The organism is Pseudomonas sp. 10-1B (genome assembly GCF_000935045.1).
GTDB lineage: Bacteria > Pseudomonadota > Gammaproteobacteria > Pseudomonadales > Pseudomonadaceae > Aquipseudomonas.
The window spans coordinates 14,376-36,732 of the sequence record NZ_JYKS01000090.1; the positions used below are offsets into that span (position 1 = coordinate 14,376).

The 22,357-nt window shown below is 62.9% G+C and carries 23 protein-coding genes and 2 pseudogenes; 19 read left to right on the forward strand and 6 right to left on the reverse strand.

Features of this window, described 5'->3' with window-relative positions:
- Positions 1 to 44 precede the first annotated feature (44 nt).
- The 8 genes from wspR (at position 45) to TZ03_RS27530 (ending at position 8,270) form a co-directional block, all read left to right on the forward strand.
- Positions 45 to 1,049: a Wsp signal transduction system regulator diguanylate cyclase WspR gene (gene wspR / locus TZ03_RS27495; protein WP_051101468.1), complete on the forward strand. Its 1,005-nt coding sequence runs from the start codon at positions 45 to 47 to the stop codon at positions 1,047 to 1,049.
- Between the two features lie 412 nt (positions 1,050 to 1,461).
- A protein-coding gene (gene prfB, locus TZ03_RS31025) for a peptide chain release factor 2 (protein WP_152645562.1) occupies positions 1,462 to 2,557 on the forward strand; the annotation gives its coding sequence in 2 pieces (ribosomal slippage) (positions 1,462 to 1,533 and positions 1,535 to 2,557; 1,095 coding nt in all).
- Positions 2,558 to 2,649: 92 nt separating this feature from the next.
- Positions 2,650 to 4,152: a lysine--tRNA ligase gene (gene lysS, locus TZ03_RS27505; RefSeq protein WP_051101469.1), complete on the forward strand. Its 1,503-nt coding sequence runs from the start codon at positions 2,650 to 2,652 to the stop codon at positions 4,150 to 4,152.
- Between the two features lie 204 nt (positions 4,153 to 4,356).
- Positions 4,357 to 5,061, forward strand: coding sequence for a TetR/AcrR family transcriptional regulator (locus TZ03_RS27510; RefSeq protein WP_051101470.1), 705 nt, complete (start codon positions 4,357 to 4,359; stop codon positions 5,059 to 5,061).
- Between the two features lie 29 nt (positions 5,062 to 5,090).
- A complete protein-coding gene (locus TZ03_RS27515) occupies positions 5,091 to 5,639 on the forward strand; it encodes a hypothetical protein (protein ID WP_051101471.1) in 549 nt (182 codons plus the stop codon).
- A gap of 93 nt (positions 5,640 to 5,732) precedes the next feature.
- Positions 5,733 to 7,052: a flavohemoglobin expression-modulating QEGLA motif protein gene (locus TZ03_RS27520; protein ID WP_177328515.1), complete on the forward strand. Its 1,320-nt coding sequence runs from the start codon at positions 5,733 to 5,735 to the stop codon at positions 7,050 to 7,052.
- Entirely contained in the window at positions 7,024 to 7,947 is a 924-nt protein-coding gene (locus tag TZ03_RS27525; RefSeq protein WP_051101473.1) for an alpha/beta hydrolase, read from the forward strand. Before TZ03_RS27520 ends, TZ03_RS27525 begins: the two co-directional genes overlap by 29 nt.
- Complete coding sequence (locus tag TZ03_RS27530; RefSeq protein ID WP_003252219.1) at positions 7,944 to 8,270, forward strand: hypothetical protein; 327 nt, start codon at positions 7,944 to 7,946, stop codon at positions 8,268 to 8,270. The genes TZ03_RS27525 and TZ03_RS27530 overlap by 4 nt, the downstream gene beginning before the upstream one ends.
- 178 nt (positions 8,271 to 8,448) lie before the next feature.
- Here TZ03_RS27530 and TZ03_RS27535 read toward each other — a convergent pair whose 3' ends face one another.
- From TZ03_RS27535 to TZ03_RS27545, 3 genes are all read right to left on the reverse strand, one after another.
- Positions 8,449 to 9,240 carry an OmpA family protein gene (locus TZ03_RS27535; protein WP_051101474.1) on the reverse strand — a complete coding sequence of 264 codons (792 nt, stop codon included), beginning with the start codon at positions 9,238 to 9,240 and terminating at the stop codon, positions 8,449 to 8,451.
- 50 nt (positions 9,241 to 9,290) lie between these two features.
- Positions 9,291 to 9,704, reverse strand: a complete 414-nt coding sequence (locus tag TZ03_RS27540; RefSeq protein ID WP_027595759.1) for a DUF4398 domain-containing protein — start codon at positions 9,702 to 9,704, stop codon at positions 9,291 to 9,293.
- Positions 9,705 to 9,983: 279 nt separating this feature from the next.
- The gene (locus tag TZ03_RS27545; RefSeq protein ID WP_051101475.1) at positions 9,984 to 10,328 is read right to left on the reverse strand and encodes a pilin assembly protein; all 345 of its coding nucleotides are present in this window, start codon (positions 10,326 to 10,328) and stop codon (positions 9,984 to 9,986) included.
- Positions 10,329 to 10,594: 266 nt separating this feature from the next.
- Here TZ03_RS27545 and ppc point away from each other — a divergent pair, with 266 nt between their 5' ends.
- The 8 genes from ppc to TZ03_RS27580 all read left to right on the forward strand — a co-directional run bounded on the left by ppc (position 10,595) and on the right by TZ03_RS27580 (position 18,011).
- A complete protein-coding gene (gene ppc / locus TZ03_RS27550; RefSeq protein ID WP_051101476.1) occupies positions 10,595 to 13,222 on the forward strand; it encodes a phosphoenolpyruvate carboxylase in 2,628 nt (875 codons plus the stop codon).
- 22 nt (positions 13,223 to 13,244) lie between these two features.
- Positions 13,245 to 13,469: a hypothetical protein gene (locus TZ03_RS31030; protein ID WP_152645563.1), complete on the forward strand. Its 225-nt coding sequence runs from the start codon at positions 13,245 to 13,247 to the stop codon at positions 13,467 to 13,469.
- A 10-nt stretch (positions 13,470 to 13,479) separates the two neighbouring features.
- On the forward strand, positions 13,480 to 14,130 hold the full coding sequence (adk, locus tag TZ03_RS27555) for an adenylate kinase (RefSeq protein WP_051101477.1): 651 nt from the start codon (positions 13,480 to 13,482) through the stop codon (positions 14,128 to 14,130).
- A gap of 364 nt (positions 14,131 to 14,494) precedes the next feature.
- Positions 14,495 to 15,169 carry a tRNA (adenosine(37)-N6)-threonylcarbamoyltransferase complex dimerization subunit type 1 TsaB gene (gene tsaB, locus TZ03_RS27560; protein WP_051101478.1) on the forward strand — a complete coding sequence of 225 codons (675 nt, stop codon included), beginning with the start codon at positions 14,495 to 14,497 and terminating at the stop codon, positions 15,167 to 15,169.
- A gap of 130 nt (positions 15,170 to 15,299) precedes the next feature.
- Positions 15,300 to 15,590: a hypothetical protein gene (locus TZ03_RS27565; RefSeq protein ID WP_051101479.1), complete on the forward strand. Its 291-nt coding sequence runs from the start codon at positions 15,300 to 15,302 to the stop codon at positions 15,588 to 15,590.
- A gap of 3 nt (positions 15,591 to 15,593) precedes the next feature.
- The gene (locus TZ03_RS27570) at positions 15,594 to 16,463 is read left to right on the forward strand and encodes a DUF72 domain-containing protein (RefSeq protein ID WP_051101480.1); all 870 of its coding nucleotides are present in this window, start codon (positions 15,594 to 15,596) and stop codon (positions 16,461 to 16,463) included.
- 28 nt (positions 16,464 to 16,491) lie between these two features.
- On the forward strand, positions 16,492 to 17,322 hold the full coding sequence (locus tag TZ03_RS27575; RefSeq protein WP_051101481.1) for an isocitrate lyase/PEP mutase family protein: 831 nt from the start codon (positions 16,492 to 16,494) through the stop codon (positions 17,320 to 17,322).
- Positions 17,322 to 18,011, forward strand: coding sequence for an extensin family protein (locus tag TZ03_RS27580; RefSeq protein ID WP_051101482.1), 690 nt, complete (start codon positions 17,322 to 17,324; stop codon positions 18,009 to 18,011). The genes TZ03_RS27575 and TZ03_RS27580 overlap by 1 nt, the downstream gene beginning before the upstream one ends.
- A 2-nt stretch (positions 18,012 to 18,013) precedes the next feature.
- Here the strand turns inward: TZ03_RS27580 and TZ03_RS27585 are convergent, their stop codons facing one another.
- The gene (locus tag TZ03_RS27585; protein ID WP_051101483.1) at positions 18,014 to 18,634 is read right to left on the reverse strand and encodes a hypothetical protein; all 621 of its coding nucleotides are present in this window, start codon (positions 18,632 to 18,634) and stop codon (positions 18,014 to 18,016) included.
- Between the two features lie 103 nt (positions 18,635 to 18,737).
- Between TZ03_RS27585 and TZ03_RS27590 the strand changes: the two genes are divergently transcribed.
- Both TZ03_RS27590 and TZ03_RS28020 read left to right on the forward strand, forming a co-directional pair.
- On the forward strand, positions 18,738 to 19,514 hold the full coding sequence (locus TZ03_RS27590; protein WP_051101484.1) for a class I SAM-dependent methyltransferase: 777 nt from the start codon (positions 18,738 to 18,740) through the stop codon (positions 19,512 to 19,514).
- Positions 19,515 to 19,716: 202 nt separating this feature from the next.
- Positions 19,717 to 20,679 carry an RHS repeat-associated core domain-containing protein gene (locus TZ03_RS28020; protein ID WP_236692917.1) on the forward strand — a complete coding sequence of 321 codons (963 nt, stop codon included), beginning with the start codon at positions 19,717 to 19,719 and terminating at the stop codon, positions 20,677 to 20,679.
- An 89-nt stretch (positions 20,680 to 20,768) separates the two neighbouring features.
- Here the strand turns inward: TZ03_RS28020 and TZ03_RS27600 are convergent.
- A pseudogene (locus TZ03_RS27600) lies at positions 20,769 to 21,083 on the reverse strand (TetR/AcrR family transcriptional regulator C-terminal domain-containing protein); the annotation flags it as partial.
- Between TZ03_RS27600 and TZ03_RS29480 the strand changes: the two are divergent.
- A pseudogene (locus TZ03_RS29480) lies at positions 21,084 to 21,266 on the forward strand (class I SAM-dependent methyltransferase); the annotation flags it as partial. It lies immediately after the preceding pseudogene.
- A gap of 397 nt (positions 21,267 to 21,663) precedes the next feature.
- Here TZ03_RS29480 and TZ03_RS29485 read toward each other — a convergent pair.
- Complete coding sequence (locus TZ03_RS29485; RefSeq protein WP_236692918.1) at positions 21,664 to 22,227, reverse strand: RHS repeat-associated core domain-containing protein; 564 nt, start codon at positions 22,225 to 22,227, stop codon at positions 21,664 to 21,666.
- Positions 22,228 to 22,357 lie beyond the last annotated feature (130 nt).

A 22,357-nucleotide genomic window follows, 5' to 3' on the forward strand; every position in this document is an offset into this window, starting at 1 on the left:
TATTGAATCACGCCGCCAGGCCGGCAGTGATCGGGTGAACAGGTATGAATGATTTACCGATCGAAGGTTTCGTGACCACCAACGAGAACTCGGCGATGGTGCTGTTGGTCGACGATCAGGCAATGATCGGCGAGGCGGTGCGGCGTGGCTTGGCCAATGAAGAGAACATCGACTTCCACTTCTGTGCCGACCCGCACCAGGCGGTGGCCCAGGCCATGCGCATCAAGCCCACGGTGATCCTCCAGGACCTGATCATGCCTGGCCTGGACGGCCTGACGCTGGTGCGTGAATACCGCAACAACCCGGCGACCAAGGATATCCCGATCATCGTCCTGTCGACCAAGGAAGACCCGCTGGTCAAGAGCGCTGCGTTTGCCGCCGGGGCCAACGATTACCTGGTCAAGCTGCCAGACTCCATCGAGCTGGTGGCGCGCATTCGCTACCACTCGCGTTCCTACCTGACCTTGCTGCAGCGCGACGAGGCCTACCGTGCCCTGCGCGTCAGCCAGCAGCAGTTGCTCGACTCCAACCTGATGCTGCAGCGGCTGATGAACTCCGATGGCCTGACCGGGCTGTCCAACCGCCGCCACTTCGACGAGTACCTGGAGCTGGAATGGCGCCGGGCCATGCGTGAACAGCAGCAGTTGTCGTTGCTGATGATCGACGTGGACTATTTCAAGGCCTACAACGACAGCTTCGGCCACCTGGCCGGCGACGAGGCCTTGCGCCAGGTGGCCGAGGCGATCCGCGGCTCGTGCTCGCGGCCGACCGACCTGCCGGCGCGCTATGGTGGCGAGGAGTTCGCCCTGGTGTTGCCCAACACCTCGCCCGGCGGGGCCCGGTTGGTGGCCGAGAAGTTGCGCCAGACCGTGCTCGGCCTGGGTATCCCGCATACCGCGCCGGTGGCCGACTCGTACCTGACCGTGAGCATCGGCCTGGCCACCCAGACCCCGGCCATCGGCAGCCATTCCCGGCAACTGATCTCGGCGGCGGACAAGGGCCTGTACCAGGCCAAGAACGGCGGGCGCAACCAGGTCGGGATCGCCTGACAGGGCCCTATCGCCGGCAAGCCAGCTCCCACAGGTACAGCACCAGCCTTGAGGCCGGCGCTGTATCCTGTGGGAGCAACTGTCTTGTATTGCCTGGACTGGCCTCATCGCCGGCAAGCCAGCTCCCACAGGTACAGCACCAGCCTTGAGGTCGGCGCTGTACCTGTGGGAGCAACTGTCTTGTATTGCCTGGACTGGCCTCATCGCCGGCAAGCCAGCTCCCACAGGTACAGCACCAGCCTTGAGGCCGGCGCTGTACCTGTGGGAGCTGGCTTGCCGGCGATAGGGCCCTGTCAGGCGCCCAGGATCGTTCTTTCGATGCCACTTCTACCGCCCGGCGGGTCTGCCGCCCTGCGGCGGACTCGGTTATACTCGCAGGCTTTTCACCGAATTCGCACGAGAGCCCGCGCCCATGGAAATCCAACCGATCCTGAACACCATCAAGGACCTCACCGAGCGTTCCCAGTCCATTCGGGGGTATCTTTGACTACGATCACAAGCATGACCGTCTGATCGAAGTCAACCGCGAGCTGGAAGACCCCAACGTCTGGAACAAGCCCGAGTACGCCCAGGCCTTGGGCCGCGAGCGTGCCATGCTGGCGCAGGTCGTCGAGACCCTGGACAAACTGTCCAATGGCCTGGGCGACTGCAAGGACCTGCTCGACATGGCTGTCGAGGAAAATGACGAAAGCGCCGTCGGCGACGTCGTGACCGAGCTGGAAGGCCTGGAAGAAAACCTGGCCCAGCTTGAGTTCCGTCGCATGTTCAGCGGCGAGATGGACATGAACAACGCCTACCTGGACATCCAGGCTGGCTCCGGCGGTACCGAAGCGCAGGACTGGGCCAACATCCTGCTGCGCATGTACCTGCGCTGGGCCGACAAGCGTGGTTTCGACGCCACCATCATCGAGCTGTCCGAAGGTGAAGTCGCCGGCATCAAGGGTGCCACCGTGCACATCAAGGGCGAGTACGTGTTCGGCTGGCTGCGCACCGAGATCGGCGTGCACCGCCTGGTGCGCAAGAGCCCGTTCGACTCTGGCGCCCGTCGCCACACCTCGTTCTCGGCGGTATTCGTCTCGCCCGAGATCGACGACAAGGTCGAGATCGAGATCAATCCGGCCGACCTGCGCATCGACACCTACCGCTCCTCCGGTGCCGGTGGCCAGCACGTCAACACCACCGACTCGGCCGTGCGTATCACCCACGTGCCGACCAACACCGTGGTGGCCTGCCAGAACGAACGCTCCCAGCACGCCAACAAGGACACCGCCATGAAAATGCTGCGGGCCAAGTTGTACGAGCTGGAAATGCAGAAGCGCAACGCCGCCTCGCAGGCACTGGAAGACAGCAAGTCGGACATCGGCTGGGGCCACCAGATTCGCTCCTACGTACTGGATGACTCGCGCATCAAGGACCTGCGTACCGGCGTTGAACGCAGCGACTGCCAGAAGGTCCTGGACGGCGACCTCGACCAATACCTGGAAGCGAGCCTCAAGCAGGGCCTGTAAGCCGCACACCACTGCCGCGCTACCGGCCACCCGCCGTTAGCGCGCGCCCTGCCCGACAAGGGCAACGAATACCTGATGGAAAGAATGACGACATGAGCGACCTCAAGACCGAATCGCAAGACCTGCAACAGGAAGAAAATGCCCTGATCGCCCTGCGCAAGGAAAAACTTGCCGCCGAGCGTGCCAAGGGCAATGCCTTCCCCAACGACTTCCGCCGCGACAACTATTGCAACGACCTGCAGAAGCAGTACGCGGACAAGACCAAGGAAGAGCTGGAAGCAGCCGCGATCCCGGTCAAGGTAGCCGGCCGCATCATGCTCAACCGTGGTTCGTTCATGGTTATCCAGGACATGACCGGGCGCATCCAGGTCTACGTCAACCGCAAGACCCTGCCGGAAGAAACCCTGGCTGCGGTCAAGACCTGGGACCTGGGCGACATCATCAGCGCCGAAGGTACCCTGGCCCGTTCCGGCAAGGGCGACCTGTACGTCGAGATGAACAACGTGCGCCTGCTGACCAAGTCGCTGCGCCCGCTGCCCGACAAGCACCATGGCCTGACCGACACCGAGCAGCGCTACCGCCAGCGTTACGTCGACCTGATGGTCAACGAAGAAACCCGCCACACCTTCCGTGTGCGTTCGCAGGTGATCTCGCACATCCGCAAGTTCCTCATCGAGCGTGACTTCCTCGAAGTCGAGACGCCGATGCTGCAGACCATCCCTGGCGGTGCCGCGGCCAAGCCGTTCGAAACCCACCACAACGCCCTAGACATGGCCATGTTCCTGCGCATCGCGCCGGAGCTGTACCTCAAGCGCCTGGTGGTTGGTGGCTTCGAGAAGGTGTTCGAGATCAACCGCAACTTCCGTAACGAAGGCGTTTCGACTCGGCACAACCCCGAATTCACCATGCTCGAGTTCTACCAGGCCTACGCCGACTACCGCGACAACATGGACCTCACCGAGGAACTGTTCCGCGAGCTGGCGCAGTTGGTACTGGGCAGCACCGACGTGCCGTATGGCGACAAGGTGTTCCACTTCGGCGAACCGTTCTCCCGTCTGTCGGTGTTCGACTCGATCCTCAAGTACAACCCTGAGCTGACCGCTGCCGACCTGCAGGACGTCGACCGCGCCCGCGACATCGCCAAGAAGGCCGGTGCCAAGGTGCTCGGCCACGAAGGCCTGGGCAAGCTGCAAGTGATGATTTTCGAAGAGCTGGTCGAGCACAAGCTGGAGCAGCCGCATTTCATCACCGAGTACCCGTTCGAAGTGTCGCCGCTGGCTCGTCGCAACGACGACAACCCGGCGGTTACCGACCGCTTCGAGCTGTTCATCGGCGGCCGCGAAATTGCCAACGCCTACTCCGAGCTCAACGATGCCGAAGACCAGGCCGAGCGCTTCCTGGCCCAGGTGGCCGAGAAGGACGCCGGTGACGACGAAGCCATGCACTACGACGCCGACTTCGTGCGCGCCCTGGAGTACGGCATGCCGCCGACTGCCGGTGAAGGCATCGGCATCGACCGCCTGGTGATGCTGCTGACCAACTCGCCGTCGATCCGCGATGTGATCCTGTTCCCGCACATGCGTCCGCAGGCCTGAGTGAATTGAACGAGCCGCCTTTCGAGGCGGCTTTTTCTTGCGTGAAGCTTTATGTTGTCAATACCGGCCCTTTCGCGGGCAAGCCCGCTCCTACACGGATCTCACAATTCTCTGAGCTGTGGGGCCTTTGTAGGAGCGGGCTTGCCCGCGAAAGGGCCGGCACTGACGAAACACTGTCCATGAGGTACCCCCGTGACACCCGCCATGCCTCACCAAGGCGCCGCCGGCATCGCCACCGCCGTCGCCGAAAGCGTGCAATACCAAGGCCGCAAGACTGCCCGCCAAGGCAGCGAACAGCGCCGCCAGCTGATCCTCGATGCCGCCATGCGCATCGTCGTGCGCGAGGGCGTACGTGGCGTGCGCCACCGCGCCGTGGCCGCCGAGGCCGGTGTGCCATTGTCGGCCACCACCTACTACTTCAAGGACATCGAGGACCTGCTCACCGATACCTTCGCCCAGTACGTCGAACGCAGCGCCGCCTACATGGCCAAGCTCTGGGCCAACACCGAGGTGGTATTGCGCCAGTTGCTGGCGCAGGGCGACGGCAGCCCGCAGGCACGGGCGCGGCTGGCTGACGAAGTGGCGCGCATGACCGCCGACTACGTCCAGCGCCAGCTCCTGAACCGCCGCGACTTCCTGATGGCCGAGCAGGCCTTCCGCCAGGAGGCGCTGCTGTGCCCGCGCCTGGCCGAGCTGGTGTGCGCCCACGAGCAGATCCTGCTGCATGGCACCCGCCAGTTGCTGCAGGTGGTGGGCTCGCGGCAACCGGAACAGGACGCCCAAATGTTGACGGCGATTATCGAGCAGATGGAATATCAGGGCCTGCTCAACGGTGCGAATGCGCAAGCCGATGGGCAGATGCTCGCTATGCTTAGCCGATACCTGCAGTTGGTGCTGGCATCGGCCTGAGCCGAGAACGACTTTTCAAGGAGAACCTGATGAAAGCCTGGCGTGTGGTGTTGTTGACTCTGTCATTCCTGCTGCTGGGCGGTTGTCTGGTGACCTTCCACGAGCCCTTGCCGAGCAACCAGGCGGCGCCCAAGGCCTTGCTCGGCAAGTGGAGCAGCAAGGACGCCTGGGGCGAGCCGCTGAAGCTGGTGATCAGCCGTAGCGGCGGCGATGCCTACAAGGCGGTGGCCACGGCCAAGGGCAAGGCCGCTGAAGAATACGTGTTCACCGTGTCGCGCCACGGCAACCGCTGGTACCTGTCGGCCGGTGTGCCCAAGCGCCTGGGTGGCAACTTCCTGATCGGTGGTTTCGACATCGTCGATGGCAAGGAACTGGTGGTCTACAACCTGGATGTCGAGCAGGTGCAGCAGGCAGTGGACAAGAAAGAACTGACCGGGCGCAGCACCAAGGTGTCGGAGGACAATGGCGCAGGTGTGCTGATCGACAGCCCGTCGGAGCGGGTGCTGGCGTACCTGGACGACCCGGCCAACTCCGACTTGTTCGTCGAGGTGGCGCGGTTCCAGCGGTCCGGCAAATGACCGTGCTGGCTTCATCGCCGGCAAGCCAGCTCCCACAGGTTTATCACTGCCTTCGAGCCCTGTGGTGTACCTGTGGGAGCTGGCTTGCCGGCGATGAGGCCGGTACAGGTTTTCTGTACTAGAAAGGAGTCCCCGGTGGACGAATACCAGCAAACCATCCGCGCCCTGTCCGACCGCATCGTCGCGGCACAGACCCCGATCCGGGTCCTGGACGCGGTGAAATGGGACGACAACATTCGCCAGGGCTTCCTCAAGGCCAAAGGCAAGGAGCCGCCGGCAGTCGACCGCGCCTACTACCAGTCCCGCCCATTGGCGTTCGACTCCAACGCGGTCAAGGCCGAGTTCCAGAGTATCGAGCGCGATATCATTCGCCAGCTTGGCCAGTTCAACCCGGTCGGGCAGATCATGAAGCGCATGTGCCGCGAATACCGCATGGTGGTGCGCATGCTCGAAGCGCGCGGCACCGAAGATTTCGGCTTGATCTCCCAGGAATTGTACGGCGCTGCCTCGGATGCCTTCCACGCCGGTGACCCGACCCTGGCCGACCTCGGTCTGATGCTGTCGGATTACCTGAATAACATCGATGGCCGTGGCGACCTCAAGGACGAACCGAAGAACCTCACCGCCAAGGAGGCCGTGGATATTCTCCAGCGCCGCCTGAACAAAGTGTTCGGCGAGGCCGAGGAAACCATCCGCGTGTTCGAGTCCGACGGTATCGTTGCCGATGCCGCGGCCGGTGCCGACTACATCAAGGTGCGCGCCGATGCCATGTTCAACAGTCGCGACGTGCGTGCCCTCGAGGTGCATGAGGGGTTGGTGCATGTCGGTACCACGCTCAATGGCCTGAACCAGCCAATTTGCACCTTCCTGGCCAAGGGCCCGCCCTCGTCGACGGTGACCCAGGAGGGCCTGGCCATTCTCATGGAGGTGATTGCCTTCGCCTCCTACCCCAGCCGCCTGCGCAAGCTGACCAACCGCACCCGCGCCATCCATATGGTCGAGGAGGGCGCCGACTTCATGCAGGTCTATGGCTTCTTCCGCGAGCAGGGCTTCGAGATGGCGCAGAGCTACAGCAACGCCAGCCGGGTATTCCGCGGCTCGGTGCCCAATGGCCTGCCATTCACCAAGGACTTGTCCTACCTCAAGGGCTTCATCATGGTTTACAACTACATTCAGTTGGCCGTGAAGAAGGGCAAGCTCGAACAGATCCCGTTGCTGTTCTGTGGCAAGACCACCCTGGAAGACATGCGCACCCTGCGCCAGTTGGTCGAGGAGGGCTTGGTCGAGCCGCCCAAGTATTTGCCGGAGCAGTTCCGCGACCTCAATGCGCTATCGGCCTGGATGTGCTTCTCCAACTTCCTCAACCACCTGAGCCTGGACCGCATTGAAGCCGACTACGCGAACATTCTCTGAGCGCTGCCGCCTGCTGGCCCTGGGCATGCTCCTGCTGGGTCTGGGCGGCTGCAGCAGCCTGCTGTTCTACCCAGAACCTGGCCAGGCGTTCACCCCTGAGCGGGCCAGGCTCGCATACCGCGATGTTACCCTGACCACCGCTGACGGCGTCCGCCTGCACGGCTGGTGGCTGCCGGCCAAGGCCGGCGTCGAGGTCAAGGGCACGGTGCTGCACCTGCACGGCAATGGTGGCAACTTGCCGGGGCATCTGGGCGGCAGCTACTGGTTGCCGGAGCAGGGCTACCAGGTGTTGATGATCGATTACCGCGGCTATGGCCTGTCCCAGGGCAAGCCGAGCCTGCCGGAAGTGTACGAGGACATCGCGGCGGCCATGGCCTGGCTGGAGCAGGCGCCCGAGGTCAAGGGCAAGCCACTGGTGCTGTTGGGGCAGAGCCTGGGCGGTGCCATGGCCATCCATTACCTGGCAGCCCACCCCGAGCAGCGCCAGCGCTTTAGCGCCCTGGTGTTCGATGGCGTGCCGGCCAGTTACCGCGCGGTCGGGCGCTTTGCCCTCAGCACTTCGTGGATGACCTGGCCGTTGCAGGTGCCGCTGTCGTGGCTGGTGCCGGACGGCGACAGCGCGATCCGTTCGATCGAGCAGTTGAGCAGCCCGCCCAAGCTGTTCTTCCACAGCATCGACGACAACCTGGTGCCGATGGACAACGGCATCCGCCTGTACCAGCACGCGCCACCGCCGCGGGTGCTGCAACTGACTCGTGGTGGCCACGTACAGACCTTCGCCGACCCCACATGGCGCCAGGTGATGCTGCGTTTCCTCGATGACCCCAGCCATTTCAACGGCCTGCGGCGGCTTGCCGAAGTGCCAAATTTCCCTGACGAGAAGAACAAGCAATGAGTGAAGAACGCAACGCCATCCCGCTGATCCTGACCGGCGTCGGCAGCATCATCGTGACGGTGGGGGCCTTGTGGTACTACGGTTACCTGCATTTCGCCAAGCCCGAGGATGCCCTGTTGCTGCAGGACTTCACCATGCTCAAGACCATCCCAGGCGAGGACTACAAGGTTTCGCTGGACCCGGCGCCGCAAGTGGCCCAGTGCGTGGATGGCGTGCTGGTGCTGTTCGATACCCAGCAGAAAGGCCTGACTGGCGTGCTGGTGGACAACCGCAAGCGTGCGGTGCGCTGCATGGGCGAGGAAACTCCGCAGCAGGTGCAGTGAGCCATTATTTCTACTGCTTGTACCGGCCTCTTCGCGGGCACGCCCGCTCCCACAGGTACAGCGCCAGTTTAGAGCCTGGCAGTGTACCTGTGGGAGCGGGCGTGCCCGCGAAGAGGCCGGTACAGGCAAAAGAAAGCCCCGCGGCGATGGCGGGGCTTGTCTATTCAGCTAGCCAGCCTTACTGCTGAACCTGGCTAACCGAGCGTGGTGCCACCGGCTGGTTGTCGTTGGAGATGGTCACCTCCACGCGACGGTTCTGCGCACGCCCCGAGTTGCTCGAGTTGTCCGCCACCGGGTACTCCTTGCCATAACCCTGGGCGACGATGCGCGCCGGGTCGACACCGGCACGTACCAGGGCCATGCGCACGCTGTTGGCGCGGCGCTCGGAGAGGGTCTGGTTGTAGTTGGCCGAGCCGACGCTGTCGGTGTAGCCCTCGACAATCACCTTGCGTTCCGGGTTTTCCTGAAGGAACTGGGCCAGCTTGGTGATGTTCGGGTACGCGTTGCTCTTGAGTTCGGCCTTGTTGAAGTCGAACAGCACGTCGCCGAAGGTGACCAGCGTTCCGCGGTCGGTCTGCTTGGCGTTGAGGCTGTCCTGCAGCTTGGCGATCTGTGCGTCGCGGGCATCCAGCTTGGCCTGGGCACGTTGGGCCGAGGCGTTCTTCAGCTCACCTTCGGCGGTGCGCAGGGCGATGGTCTGTTTGGCCACTTCGACGCGCTGGTTGGTCAGGTAGGCCAGCTGGTCGACCTTCTTCTCGTCTTCACGGTCCATGTAGGCCTTGTCGGCCTTGTTCAGCCAGTCCTGGGCGTCCTTGGTCTCCAGTGCCGCAACCTTGCTCGACTGCGGGTCGCTCTGCAGCGAGGAGAAGTTGCTGCGGGCCGCTTCCAGGTTGGCATTAGGGTCGTGCGAGCAGGCGGCAAGGCCGACGCTCAGGGCCAGCAGGGCGGGAATCATGACGTAATTGCGCATAGTGTTCATCCTTTGATCGTGTGCGAAAGCTAAGGGTGGCAGGGCAGGGCTCACTGAGCGCTGCGCAGGCCTTCCTCACGTACGTCCTGAACGCCCTGGCGGGCATCCTGTACAGCCTTCTGGGCCTTGGCCGCCTGGGCCTTGCGTTCGGCGAGGCGAGCGTCCCATTCGGCCTGCTCGGCCAGGCGCTTGGCGTCGTCGTACTTCTTGTCATGCATGGCGATTTCGGCCTGCTTGAACTTGTCCTGGGCCGCTTTCATTTCCACGGCAGCGAACTCGGTGCCGCCAGCGCTGACAGCGGAGTTCACGGCGGACTGGGTAACGGCATACTGCTCGGTGGGCGGGTTGCCTGCACAGCCGGCCAGAACCAGGCTACTGCCCAGGGCCAGCGCGGCCAGCTTGAACCCGCGCACATGAGTGGATGACGGTTTGAAAGTGCGGGTTTTCATGGTGGTCAGTTCCATTGGATCACTCCTGATAACGACGATGTCCGTAACAGTCCATCGCTCATTCCCTGACAACTTCCGTGCGCTTTAGCCGATCGGTGCACAAGTGCAGGTGTGCAGGGTTTTAGCGTGATGGCTATTGGCTCCGACTCGACCGTTTTTCCAATAGTTCAGAAAAAAGTCGCGTAACCAGGTAAGTTTTTCTGACTGTTCAGTCAGGCGGAATGGCGCGGAACTTTCGCGGACTAGAGCGGTATTCCGGGCCTTGGCGAGGCCCGAAATGGCAGGGCGGGGTGGTTAGTTTTGGCTATCGTCGCTGTTGTTGCTCAGGCTGTGCAGGTGCTGGCGCGAGAGGGACAGAAAGCGCGGCGTAGGGCCAATGTCCTCGTACAGCGGGTCACCTTCTTCGTCGGTGGCAATGACCTGGCGGCCCTGCACATAGGGGAAGCTGGCTTCCAGCTCTTCGAGGGCGGCGGCCACCAGTTCACCGAGCAATTCCTCGGCGGTGCGCTTGGGGTACATGTCGATCAGCGCGGCCAGGCGCGCCTCGGACTCCAGGTCCAGGTGCAACACATGACCTGTGCGGCTGAGGGTGCCGGCGGCATTCTGTTCCCAGTGCTGGGCGAGTTCACGGATTTTCATGACGACCTCTGTTGACGCCTGGAATGGCTGCATTGCATGGGAGTGCTGTGCTTTCACTTTAGTTTGCTTTGGCCGATCACGGCTTGCCATCGTCGGCCGGCTGTGGGCACTCTTGGGGCATGTATCGCGCGCCCCCTTGTGGGAGCGGGTTCACCCGCGAACACCGGCGCAGCCGGTGCCCGACACCGCGTTGGATGCTTCGCGGGTGAACCCGCTCCCACAGGGATCGCGTGGAACCTGAAAGGGATGCAACGGAGAGAGGGCCAATGACCGATATCGATGTGCGTTTGCGTGAAGATGTCCATGTGTTGGGTGAGCTGCTGGGCGAAACCATTCGCCAGCAGCATGGCGATGCGTTTCTGCAGAAGATCGAAGACATCCGACACAGTGCCAAGGCCGACCGCCGCGGCCCCGGCGAGCAACTGAGCTCGACCCTGGCGGACCTCGCCGAAGAGGACCTGCTGCCGGTGGCCAGGGCTTTCAACCAGTTCCTCAACCTGGCCAACATGGCCGAGCAGTACCAGTTGATTCGCCGCCGCGATGCCGACCAGCCCGAGCCCTTCGAAGCGCGGGTACTGCCCGAGCTGCTGGCGCGCCTGAAGCAGGCCGGCCACAGCAACGACGCCCTGGCCCGCCAACTGGCCAAGCTCGATATCCAGCTGGTGCTCACCGCACACCCCACCGAAGTGGCCCGCCGCACGCTGATCCAGAAATACGATGCCATCGCCGGCCAACTGGCTGCGCAGGACCATCGTGACCTGACCCCGACTGAACGTCAGCAGGTACGCGAACGCCTGCGCCGGCTGATCGCCGAAGCCTGGCACACCGAAGAAATCCGCCGCACCCGGCCAACGCCGGTAGACGAAGCCAAGTGGGGCTTCGCGGTGATCGAACACTCGCTGTGGCACGCCATCCCCAGCCACCTGCGCAAGGTCGACAAGGCCCTGCTGGAGGCCACCGGCCTGCGCCTGCCACTGGAAGCCGCGCCGATCCGCTTCGCCTCGTGGATGGGTGGTGACCGTGACGGCAACCCCAACGTGACCGCTGCCGTCACCCGTGAAGTGCTGCTGCTGGCGCGCTGGATGGCCGCCGACCTGTTCCTGCGCGACATCGATGCACTGGCCGCCGAGTTGTCCATGCAGCAGGCCAGCGACGCCTTGCGTGAACAGGTCGGCGACAGTGCCGAACCCTATCGCACCGTGCTCAAGCAACTGCGTGATCGCCTGCGCGCGACGCGTGCCTGGGCACATTCGGCCTTGGCCAGCAGCCAACCGGCCAGTGCCGAGGTGCTGGTGGATAACCGCGACCTGATCGCGCCGCTGGAGCTGTGCTACCAGTCGCTGCACGAATGCGGCATGGGGGTGATCGCCGAAGGCCCGCTGCTTGATTGCCTGCGCCGGGCAGTCACCTTCGGCCTGTTCCTTGGCCGCCTGGACGTGCGCCAGGACGCTGCCCGTCACCGTGATGCACTGACCGAGATCACCGACTACCTGGGCCTGGGGCGGTATGCCGACTGGGATGAAGAGCAGCGCATCGCGTTCCTCCAGGCGGAGTTGAAAAACCGTCGGCCGCTGTTGCCAGCGCACTTCAAGCCGCAGGCGGATACCGCCGAAGTACTGGCCACATGCCGGGAAGTCGCTGCAGCACCGGCCGCCTCGCTGGGCTCCTATGTCATCTCCATGGCCGGTGCGGCTTCGGACGTGCTGGCGGTGCAATTGCTGCTCAAGGAAGCCGGCCTGACCCGCCCGATGCGCGTGGTGCCGCTGTTCGAAACCCTGGCCGATCTCGACAACGCCGGCCCGGTTATGCAGCGCCTGCTTGGCCTGCCGGGCTACCGTGCCGGCCTGCGCGGCCCGCAGGAAGTGATGATCGGCTATTCCGACTCGGCCAAGGACGCTGGCACCACGGCCGCCGCCTGGGCGCAGTACCGGGCCCAGGAAAACCTGGTGCGGATCTGCGCCGAGCACCAGGTCGAACTGTTGCTGTTCCACGGCCGTGGCGGCACGGTAGGCCGCGGCGGTGGCCCGGCGCATGCGGCGATCCTGTCGCAGCCACCTGGCTCGGTAGCGGGGCGTTTCCGTACCACTGAGCAAGGCGAGATGATCCGCTTCAAGTTCGGCTTGCCGGGCATTGCCGAGCAAAACCTCAACCTGTACCTGGCCGCTGTGCTCGAGGCTACCTTGTTGCCCCCGCCCCCCCCGCAGCCAGCCTGGCGCGAGGTGATGGACCAGTTGGCCGCCGATGGCGTCAAGGCTTACCGCAGCGTGGTGCGGGAAAACCCCGATTTCGTCGAGTACTTCCGTCAGTCGACGCCGGAACAGGAACTGGGGCGCCTGCCACTGGGCAGCCGCCCGGCCAAGCGCCGTGCCGGTGGCATCGAAAGCCTGCGGGCCATCCCGTGGATCTTCGGCTGGACCCAGACCCGGCTGATGCTGCCAGCCTGGCTGGGCTGGGAAACGGCGCTGAGCAATGCCCTGGCACGGGGCCAGGGTGAACTGTTGGCGCAGATGCGTGAGCAATGGCCGTTCTTCCGTACCCGCATCGACATGCTGGAAATGGTACTGGCCAAGGCCGACGCGCAAATCGCCGAGGCCTACGACGAACGTCTGGTGCAACCGCACTTGCTTCCATTAGGTGCGCAGCTACGCGACCTATTGTCGCAGTCGTGCCAGGTGGTATTGGGCCTGACCGGGCAGCCGGTGCTACTGGCGCACAGCCCGGAGACGCTGGAATTCATCAGCCTGCGCAACACCTACCTGGACCCGCTGCACCGCCTGCAGGCCGAATTGCTGGCCCGCTCGCGCAGCCGCGAAGCCGCTCTGGACAGCCCGTTGGAGCAGGCCTTGCTAGTCACTGTGGCAGGTATCGCCGCCGGCCTGCGCAACACTGGCTGAGGGTATGCCCGGGCCATGCCGGATGAGTGCCGTGCGGGCCCGGCGCAAGGACGAAGGGGGTGGTTGCGCCTGGCGCAACCGCCTGCCCGGTCAGCCGCAAGTGGCGCATTCCTGCAACTTTGGGACGCTTGTCTGGCTGCCGGGCGCTGTGTATCTTGAGCAGCCTTCTGACCGATTTATGGTCATACCCGATTTTCCGGACTTGGCCCTGGTCGCCGAATCCATTGAATTTCATAAAAAAATTTGAGGAGCACGAGATGCGCGTAATTCTGCTGGGAGCTCCCGGGGCCGGTAAAGGTACTCAGGCAAAGTTCATCACCGAAAAATTCGGTATCCCCCAGATTTCCACCGGTGACATGCTGCGTGCCGCCGTCAAGGCCGGCACCCCGCTGGGCCTGGAACTGAAGAAAGTCATGGATGCCGGCCAGCTGGTTTCCGACGAGTTGATCATCAGCCTGGTCAAGGAGCGCATCGCCCAGCCTGATTGCGCCAAAGGCTGCCTGTTCGACGGTTTCCCACGCACCATCCCGCAAGCCGAAGCCATGGTCGCTGCCGGTGTCGACATCGACGCCGTGGTCGAAATCGCCGTGGACGACGAAGAAATCGTCGGCCGCATGGCTGGCCGCCGCGTGCACTTGGCCTCGGGCCGCACCTACCACATTCAGTACAACCCGCCGAAAGTGGAAGGCAAGGACGACGAGACTGGCGAAGAGCTGATCCAGCGTGACGACGACAAGGAAGAAACCGTTCGCCATCGCCTGTCGGTGTACCACAGCCAGACCAAGCCGCTGGTGGACTTCTACCAGAAGCTGTCGGCCGCCAATGCCGGCAAGCCGAAGTACAGCCACATCGAAGGTGTCGGCTCGGTCGAAGCCATCACCGCCAAGGTCCTGGCAGCCCTGAGCTGATCCAGCACCTGACGCACCCCGACAACGGCCCGCTTGCGGGCCGTTGTCGTTTGGGGCTGCTAGTGCAGCCCATCGCCGCGGTTCGTCGCCACGACAAGCCAGCTCCCACCTCGACCGCATAGGCCTCAAAGCCTGTGCAATACCTGTGGGAGCCGGCTTGCCGGCGATGAGGCCAGTGCAGGCAATACAAGACAGTTGCTCCCACAAGTACTGCACAGTATTTAGAATCGGCGCGATCCTGTGGGAGCTGGCTTGTCGTGGCGACGAACCGCGGCGATGGGCCGCACAGCGGCCCCTTCGGGACACAACGCCGCCGCTGCTCTATACTGCCGCTCTTTTTCATTCGCACCTGGATACCCGTTCGATGACCACCCTGCTGGCCCTGGATACCGCCACCGAAGCCTGTTCCGTCGCGCTGCTGCATGACGGCAAGGTAACCAGCCATTACGAGGTGATCCCGCGCATGCATGCGCAGAAGCTGCTGCCGATGATCAAGCAGCTGCTGGCCGAATCTGGCGTGGCGCTGAATGCGCTGGATGCCATCGCCTTTGGCCGTGGGCCGGGCGCCTTCACCGGTGTGCGCATTGCCATTGGCGTGGTTCAGGGCCTGGCCTTCGCCCTCGAGCGCCCGGTGCTGCCGGTATCGAACCTGGCCGCACTGGCCCAGGGCGCGCTGCGTGAACACGGCGTGCAGCAAGTGGCGGCCGCCATCGATGCGCGTATGGATGAAGTGTACTGGGGCTGCTACCAGGCCACGGCGGGCGAAATGCGCCTGATCGGTCGCGAGGCAGTATTGCCGCCCGAACAAGTGGCACTGCCGCCAGGCAGCACTGGCGAGTGGTTCGGTGCCGGTACCGGCTGGGGCTATGCCGAGCGCCTGGCAGTGCAGGTGGCGGCCAGCAATGCTGGCGCCTTGCCCAACGCCTTGGACGTGCTCAGCCTGGCCAGCTTCGCCTGGGCCCGCGGCGAGGCAATCGTTGCCGAGCAGGCGCAACCGGTCTACCTGCGCGATAATGTGGCTACGCCGAAGAAGCGCTGAAGGCTGTTCGTCGGTTATCGCCAATCCCCGAAAACCTTTTGTGCGATCTGTGGTCCAGTTATCACTCAAGCATTAGCGACGGAACTCTGATGCTGCTAAATTGCCATCATTGGTCCTGAGTGCTCATGCCATGCGTATCGACGGTTTCTCATCGCAGTCCTACCCGATCAAGCGCACACCGCGCAAGGCAGCGGTGCGTGACGATGCCATCGACGATGCCGAAGTGGTCGAGGAGGTCGAAGTCGCCCCTCAGGAAGCCAGCGCCCGCCGTCGCAGTGGTGGCCTGCCAGCCCGCCAGCAGGACATGATCTTCCCCCGCGCGCGTGACCGCCGCACCGCCACTGCATTGGCCAGCTACCTGAGCACCGCCGGTTTTACCGACTGGGACATGGAAGTACTGGGGCTCGACCTGTACATTTAGTGGATGAGCCCATCACCACTGCCTTATTTTCTCGGTTGCCCGTCCTGGAGCGAAAACGCCTGGCGCGACTACCTGTATCCCGCGGACGCCAACAGCAACGAAATGCTTGGTTTCTACAGCCAAGTGTTCAACGCCGTCGAGGGCAACACCACCTTCTATGCACGCCCCGCCCCCGGCACCATAGCGCGCTGGGCGCAGGTGATGCCCGAACACTTCCGTTTCACCGCCAAGTTTCCCCGGGACATCAGCCATGAGGGTGACCTGCGTGATCAGCTCGAACCGGCCTTCGACTTCACCCGCCTGATGGCCCCGTTGGGCCAGCGGGTCTCGCCATACTGGCTGCAGTTGCCGGCCCAGTTCAGTCCCGCGCGATTGGGCGAGCTTTGCCACTTCCTCGATGAAATAGCCGTGCCGGTGGCGGTGGAAGTACGCAACCAGGCTTTCTTCGCCAAGGGTGAGGAGGAGCGGCTGCTCAACCGCCTGCTGCACGAGCGCGGGGTGGAGCGTATCTGCCTCGACCCGCGCGCGCTGTTCAGTTGCACCTCACGCGAGCCAGCCGTGCTGCACGCGCAATCGAAGAAGCCCAAGGTGCCGCCTCGCCCGGCTGCCTTCAGCCAGCACCCGCAGGTGCGTTTCATCGGCCATCCGCAGCTGGAAGCCAACGAGACCTTTCTCACCCCTTGGGTGGACAAGGTGGCCGGCTGGATCGAAGAAGGTCGCAGTCCCTACATCTTCCTGCACACCTCGGATAACCGCATGGCAGCGGCACTGGCCCAACGCTTTCACCAGCGCCTGATGCAACGCTTGCCAGGCCTTGCCGCGTTGGCGGAATTGCCACGCGCCCCTGAGGTCGAACAACTGGGACTACTCTGACCTTTCCCTGACTGCCGGAGGTTGAACCATGGATGTGCAAACCCTGCGAGCCGAAGCCTTCAAGGCCCTGCACGCGCGTGACAGCGCCTTCGTCATCCCCAACCCGTGGGATGCCGGTTCCGCCAAGCTGCTGGCCAGCCTGGGCTTCGAGGCGCTGGCCACTACCAGTGCCGGCCTGGCCTTCAGCCTGGGCCGCCCGGACGCCGAAGGCGCCTTGAGCCTGGACGATACTCTAGATAATGCCGGCGAGATCGTCGATGCCACGCCGTTGCCGGTGGCTGCCGACCTGGAGAACGGCTTTGGCGACCTGCCCGAAGACTGCGCCCAGACCATTCTGCGCGCTGCCGAAGTCGGCCTGGTGGGTGGCTCCATCGAGGATGCCAGTGGCCGTAGCGATGCGCCCATCCATGACTTCGGGCTGGCCGTGGAGCGCGTGCGCGCCGCCGTACAGGCCGCCCGCAGCCTGCCATTTCCGTTCACCCTGTGCGCCCGGGCAGAAAACCTGCTGCACGGGCGCATGGACCTGGATGACACCATCCTGCGCCTGCAGGCCTATGCCGAGGCCGGTGCCGATGTGCTGTACGCCCCAGGGCTACGTACCGCCGAGGAAATCCGCGCGGTGGTGCAGGCAGTCGCACCGCGCCCGGTGAATGTGCTGATGGGCATGGCGGGCGTGCCGCTGAGCGTCAACCAGCTGCAAGACCTGGGCGTGCGCCGCATCAGCGTTGGCTCGTCGCTGGCCCGTGCTGCACTCGGTGCCTTCCACCAGGCTGCGCTGGAGATTCGCGACCAGGGTACGTTCGGCTACGCTGACCAGGCACTGCCGTTCGCCCAGCTCAACGACCTGTTCCGCCGCTGATGCGGGTAGTGCTGGTGCTGCTGGCCAGCCTGCTGGTACTGGCCGGCCTGGCCTGGCACTTCGCTTGGCGCTTGCCCGCGGCGTGGAACCCTTGGGCGCCGCTGGACGTGCGCCAGCCGCCCAACCTGCTGACGTCTTACAAGCTGTCCCGGCTGCGCGATGACCCGGCGCTGTGCCGTCAGGCGCTGGAAACCAGCCAGTTGCGCTATCGGGCACAAGCCGACAGCCCGGCCTCGGCCAACTGCCCGCTGCAAAATGTTTGGCGCATCGAAGGCGGCCAGGCGCGGCTCAGCAGCAGCTTCCTGGCCAGTTGCCCGCTGGCGGTGGCCTACGCGCTGTTCGAGTACCATGGCCTGCAGCCAGTGGCGCAACGGGTGTTCGGCCAGCCGCTGACGCAGGTGGATCACCTGGGCAGTTATGCCTGCCGCAACGTCTACAACCGCAAGCAAGGCCGCCTTAGCCAGCATGCCACCGCCAATGCCCTGGACATCAGCGGTTTTCGCCTGCGGGACGGCCAGCGCATCGTGCTGGCGCGTGACTGGCAGGCGGGCGGGGTGAAGGCAGAATTCCTGCGCCAGGTGCAGCAGGCGGCCTGCGAAAGCTTCAGCACCGTACTAGGCCCGGACTACAACGCCGCGCACCACAACCACTTTCATGTGGACATGGGCCGTTGGCAGGTCTGCCGTTAGCTTCAGGCGTAAGCGCGCACGTTGTTCAGCACCACCGGGCGTGCCCAGTGAATGTCGAACTCCAGGTCGTTCTGCTGCTTGGCCAGGGTGGCGTCGTCGAACGGTTCGGCGGCCGGGTCCAGCAGGTTGGTCTCGAACTCGGCAATGGGCAGGAACAGCGGGCGCGGGGCAGGGCCTGGGCCAGGTTCGGCAATGGGCTGGCCTTGGCTCATTACCACTGGGCGCAGCCAACTGTTGTTGATGTCGAGCTGGCGCTGCTGCTCGATCAATTCGATGGCGCTGAACGGCTCGGGGGCGGGCGGCAGCAGCTTGGCTTCAAGCTCGGCCTTGGGCAGGAACAGCGGCTCGGGCGGGGCCACGATGGTGTCGTGTACCGGGCAGGCGCGTTGGGCGTCGATCATGGCCAGCGCACGGGCGCCGCCGATCGGTTCGCCGCTGTCCTGGTCGTACTGCACGAACGACTGGCTGACGCTGTCTACCGGCTCTTCCTGCTGCTCGGCCATGGCCCGGGCGAAGAAATCCTGCCACAGGTGGCTGACGCCCCCGAGTGCCTGGGTGTTGTGCTGACTGTAGTTGCCGACAGGCGACAAATAGGTCAAGCCGATGGGAAGAGTATCTGACATGGCAGTCGCGCGCGTTGTGCTCTGGCAGAATAGCGGGATATTGCCTGTATCGGCCGTAACCGCCGATACCTTAATGGCTGAGTTCAATTTCTAGGTGTGAATGATGGAAGAGCAGGGCACAGGTATCCGGGTCGAGGCGTTGTCGGCTGATTTCGAAGCGCAAGCTGCCGCATGGGCCGAGCGCCTCGAGTTGCCGCTGCAGGACGAGGCCGCCGGGTTCGCCGTGCAGGTGGGCGCAAATGGCCTGCAGATCCAGCAATTGGGCCCGCAGGCACCGGGGCCGGTACGGGTGGACTTCGTCGAAGGCCAGGCCGCGCACCGGCGCCAGTTTGGTGGTGGCAACGGGCAGATGATCGCCAAGGCGGTGGGCATCGCCCAGGGCGTGCGGCCGCAGGTGCTGGATGCCACGGCAGGGCTGGGCAAGGACGCGTTCGTGCTGGCCAGCCTGGGTTGCCAGATGACCCTGATCGAACGCCAGCCGCTGATTGCCGCGTTGCTGGAGGATGGCCTGGCGCGTGCCCGGCTGGATGAAGAGGTGGGGCCGATCGTCGGGCGCATGCGCCTGCTGACCGGCAACGCCATCGAGCGCATGCGCGCCTGGGAAGGCGAGGCACCGCAGGTGATCTACCTCGACCCGATGTTCCCGCATCGCGACAAGAGTGCTTTGGTGAAGAAGGAGATGCGCGTGTTCCGGCCCTTGGTCGGTGACGACCTGGATGCCCCGGCCCTGCTCGAAGCTGCCCTGGCGCTGGCCAGCCACCGGGTGGTGGTGAAGCGGCCGCGCAAGGCGCCGATCATCGACGGGCCGAAGCCGAGCCATAGCCTGGAGGGTAAGTCGAGCCGGTATGACATCTACCCGAAAAAGGCCCTGAAGCCCTGACCTGCCCCAACCGGTCCGGCTAACACGGTCATTGTAGGAGCGGCTTTAGCCGCGAACACCGGCAACGCCGGTGCCATTCACCGCGTTGCCTTCTTCGCGGGTAAACCCGCTCCTACAATGGCCTGTTATTTCTGCCAGTAGTCATTGGTTAGCTAGGGGCGCGACCATAGCGAACATTCGAACTTGATTGAGGGTAATGTTCATGCCGCCTGCTCCCTATGTCCGGCAAGATGGCCGCCAGCTTTTTTACTGTAACGGCAAGATTGTTACTGAGTTGAATGGCGATGCCCGCTGGCGTTTCCTTCAGGCTAATGGCCTGGTGCTGGCTCAGCAAAATCACCGATCCTCGGGCTTGCCCAGCATGCTGGCGGCATGCGACCAGCAGCGCTCGGTCTTGTCCATTTATGAGAGGAAACGTCAGGAGGCACAGGCTTACTCGCCCTATGGGCATCATATTCAGGGCAGCGGTTTGCCGTCGTTGCTTGCCTTCAATGGTGAGCGGCCGGACGCGATCACGGGGCGTTATCATCTGGGGAATGGCTACCGGCAGTTCAGCCCGGTCATGATGCGCTTTTGCAGCCCGGACAGTTGGAGCCCATTTGGGGCAGGTGGTTTTAATGCGTATGCGTATTGTGCGGGAGATCCCACCAACCGTACTGACCCGACCGGGCATTTCTGGGGGATTGGGAAGCTCTTCAGAGGAATATTTGGCAAGAAATCCAAAGCGCCAAAGCAGGCGAAGATTGGCGTGCCAGTAGCCAAAACAAATCCGACTCGAGATAACCGAACCAATAGCATAAGCAAAAAAGTTGCACCGACAGCGGAGGGCATCAATCCATTCAAGCAGCTTACTGATTCGGATATTAATCAGCAGTTGGAATTGTTGAATCAATTCGGCGCTACACGCGAGTCGTCTCGGCAGGCAAGCAGTTCAGTACGACCAGAAGGCTCGTTAGTTGGCAGCGCCCCCACGCCAAGGCCAAAAACAACGCTGATGGAGCGAAGAAGGGCGCAGGAAAACTTCAATAGAGAGCGTGCGATTGCAAGGGATACGGACTTACTGGAAGTACTCATCCAGATCCAAGAAGCAGGGCTTGGCACAGCCGAAAACTTGGCAGAAATTGGAAGATTGCAAAATAATATTCGCAAGTGGGTTGAGAATTGAGACGCTAGGCTGATTTTCTACCTTTCGCTGGTTGGTGCGAAAGGTAGAGATTGGAATCAAGTGCTCCGGGCCTGTAACTAGCCATGCCGTCAAGGCTCGAACGCCCGCAAGAACACCCCCACCACCTCGCGCACATGCGCCTCGGCCTCGTCACCTTCCAGCGGCCCCGCGCAGCCCAGCAGCAAGCGGTAATCCGGCGCCCCCTTGACCAGGCAGAAGAAGTGCTCCGCCGCCCGCAGCGGGTTGTCGATGCGCAGCAAGCCACGCTCATGCGCGCCGCGTAGCAGCGCCTCCATCCCGGCCAGCACGCGCTTGGGCCCGGCTTCGTAGAGGTACTCGCCAAAGCTCGGGTCCAGGCTGCCCTGGGCCATGATCAGGCGGCTGAGCTTGACCGCTTCGTCACCCGGCCTTTGGTCGGTGATGACCTGGATACCCCGGCCCTGCTCGAATCCGCCCTGGCGCTGGCCAGCCGCCGACTGGTGGTGAAACGACCGCGCAAGGCGCCGATCATCGAGGGGCCGAAGCCGAGCCATAGCCTTGAGGGCAAGTCGGGCCGATATGATATTTACTCGAGGAAGTCGCTGTAAGGAATTGAATAAATTCGAATGCCTTTGGCTTTTCGCTCTACTGCATCTGCAATTCTAGCCTGGCCTTTCATCCACGAGGCCCAAAATAATTTGTATTCGTAGCGACTTGATCTTGAATTTAAGCTTGAGCTTGAGCTTGAGCTTGAACGCCGACTTGGCGTCTGGCTTGAAGTTGGCGTTGGAGGCAGGGGTTCGGTTTCTGGTACCAAATACTGACTGACTTTCACCGGGTTCCGCGTATATCGCCCTTCTGCCGAGGAAGGGGGGTTGTACATGTCGAGTAGAGTCTGCTGTTCATTGAGTGTTGTGATAAGTTCCTGTGCGTACTTGTTCTTTTCTGTATTCTTCGACCTGGTCGCGCTGCTCAGCATCGATCTTGCACCTGATAGTCGTTTTCTTATCGACTTTTTGAGCGCCCAGTGTTCATTAACGGAAAAGGTGGAGTCAGGATTAGATAGTTTGGGTGAAAGTTTCGCATAAGAGTATCCACCTTTCGCCACTTCAGAAACGAGGTATATCGGCCACTGGGGTCCGAGCTATTAATCGGATCATTGTTGCAGTAGGCGTAGGCATTAAGTCCCCCTTTTCCAAATGGCGACAAGCTGTCTGCGCTGTGGAAGCGTTTTAATCCTGGATTGAACAGGCGGTGACCATTGCCTAGTAAATAACCGATGGCATCGGGTAACCAGCACTGGCCGGTAAATCGAGATAACAGTGGGTTGGCAGGCTGGCAACTGTCCTTGCCGTAAGGATCGTAAATAATGCTAGCCTGATTTTGTGAGCCGATGAGGACTGTTGAATCTTGCGCATCGGTGGCCAGCAATCGTCTTTGCGCAGTATGGCTGGTCGCTTCGCACAGGTTCTGGTTGCTGACGCTGACCACTGTGTGGTGAATATCGCTGGTATGCAATACCGAAAGCTTGTTGCCCTTGTAAAAGAGCTTGAGTGCTTGCGATGGCATGGTGGTTGCTCTCATGTATAAGTAGTACATGAGAGCCTGTCAGGAAGGTGCCTGGTTGAATACTGGCAAAAATGTCAGGTAGGTGTGCCGGTTGCGGGGCACCTGATTGGCGGACGCTCTCCCACCTCGA

Excerpts from the sequence above, each read along its gene's own strand:
- wspR (WP_051101468.1), top strand. The coding sequence starts at position 45 with ATGAATGATTTACCGATCGAAGGTTTCGTGACCACCAACGAGAACTCG.
- lysS (WP_051101469.1), top strand. The coding sequence starts at position 2,650 with ATGAGCGACCTCAAGACCGAATCGCAAGACCTGCAACAGGAAGAAAAT.
- TZ03_RS27510 (WP_051101470.1), top strand. The coding sequence starts at position 4,357 with ATGCCTCACCAAGGCGCCGCCGGCATCGCCACCGCCGTCGCCGAAAGC.
- TZ03_RS27515 (WP_051101471.1), top strand. The coding sequence starts at position 5,091 with ATGAAAGCCTGGCGTGTGGTGTTGTTGACTCTGTCATTCCTGCTGCTG.
- TZ03_RS27520 (WP_177328515.1), top strand. The coding sequence starts at position 5,733 with ATGAGGCCGGTACAGGTTTTCTGTACTAGAAAGGAGTCCCCGGTGGAC.
- TZ03_RS27530 (WP_003252219.1), top strand. The coding sequence starts at position 7,944 with ATGAGTGAAGAACGCAACGCCATCCCGCTGATCCTGACCGGCGTCGGC.
- TZ03_RS27535 (WP_051101474.1), bottom strand. The coding sequence starts at position 9,240 with ATGCGCAATTACGTCATGATTCCCGCCCTGCTGGCCCTGAGCGTCGGC.
- TZ03_RS27540 (WP_027595759.1), bottom strand. The coding sequence starts at position 9,704 with ATGGAACTGACCACCATGAAAACCCGCACTTTCAAACCGTCATCCACT.
- TZ03_RS27545 (WP_051101475.1), bottom strand. The coding sequence starts at position 10,328 with ATGAAAATCCGTGAACTCGCCCAGCACTGGGAACAGAATGCCGCCGGC.
- ppc (WP_051101476.1), top strand. The coding sequence starts at position 10,595 with ATGACCGATATCGATGTGCGTTTGCGTGAAGATGTCCATGTGTTGGGT.
- TZ03_RS31030 (WP_152645563.1), top strand. The coding sequence starts at position 13,245 with ATGAGTGCCGTGCGGGCCCGGCGCAAGGACGAAGGGGGTGGTTGCGCC.
- adk (WP_051101477.1), top strand. The coding sequence starts at position 13,480 with ATGCGCGTAATTCTGCTGGGAGCTCCCGGGGCCGGTAAAGGTACTCAG.
- tsaB (WP_051101478.1), top strand. The coding sequence starts at position 14,495 with ATGACCACCCTGCTGGCCCTGGATACCGCCACCGAAGCCTGTTCCGTC.
- TZ03_RS27565 (WP_051101479.1), top strand. The coding sequence starts at position 15,300 with ATGCGTATCGACGGTTTCTCATCGCAGTCCTACCCGATCAAGCGCACA.
- TZ03_RS27570 (WP_051101480.1), top strand. The coding sequence starts at position 15,594 with ATGAGCCCATCACCACTGCCTTATTTTCTCGGTTGCCCGTCCTGGAGC.
- TZ03_RS27575 (WP_051101481.1), top strand. The coding sequence starts at position 16,492 with ATGGATGTGCAAACCCTGCGAGCCGAAGCCTTCAAGGCCCTGCACGCG.
- TZ03_RS27580 (WP_051101482.1), top strand. The coding sequence starts at position 17,322 with ATGCGGGTAGTGCTGGTGCTGCTGGCCAGCCTGCTGGTACTGGCCGGC.
- TZ03_RS27585 (WP_051101483.1), bottom strand. The coding sequence starts at position 18,634 with ATGTCAGATACTCTTCCCATCGGCTTGACCTATTTGTCGCCTGTCGGC.
- TZ03_RS27590 (WP_051101484.1), top strand. The coding sequence starts at position 18,738 with ATGGAAGAGCAGGGCACAGGTATCCGGGTCGAGGCGTTGTCGGCTGAT.
- TZ03_RS28020 (WP_236692917.1), top strand. The coding sequence starts at position 19,717 with ATGCCGCCTGCTCCCTATGTCCGGCAAGATGGCCGCCAGCTTTTTTAC.
- TZ03_RS29485 (WP_236692918.1), bottom strand. The coding sequence starts at position 22,227 with ATGCCATCGCAAGCACTCAAGCTCTTTTACAAGGGCAACAAGCTTTCG.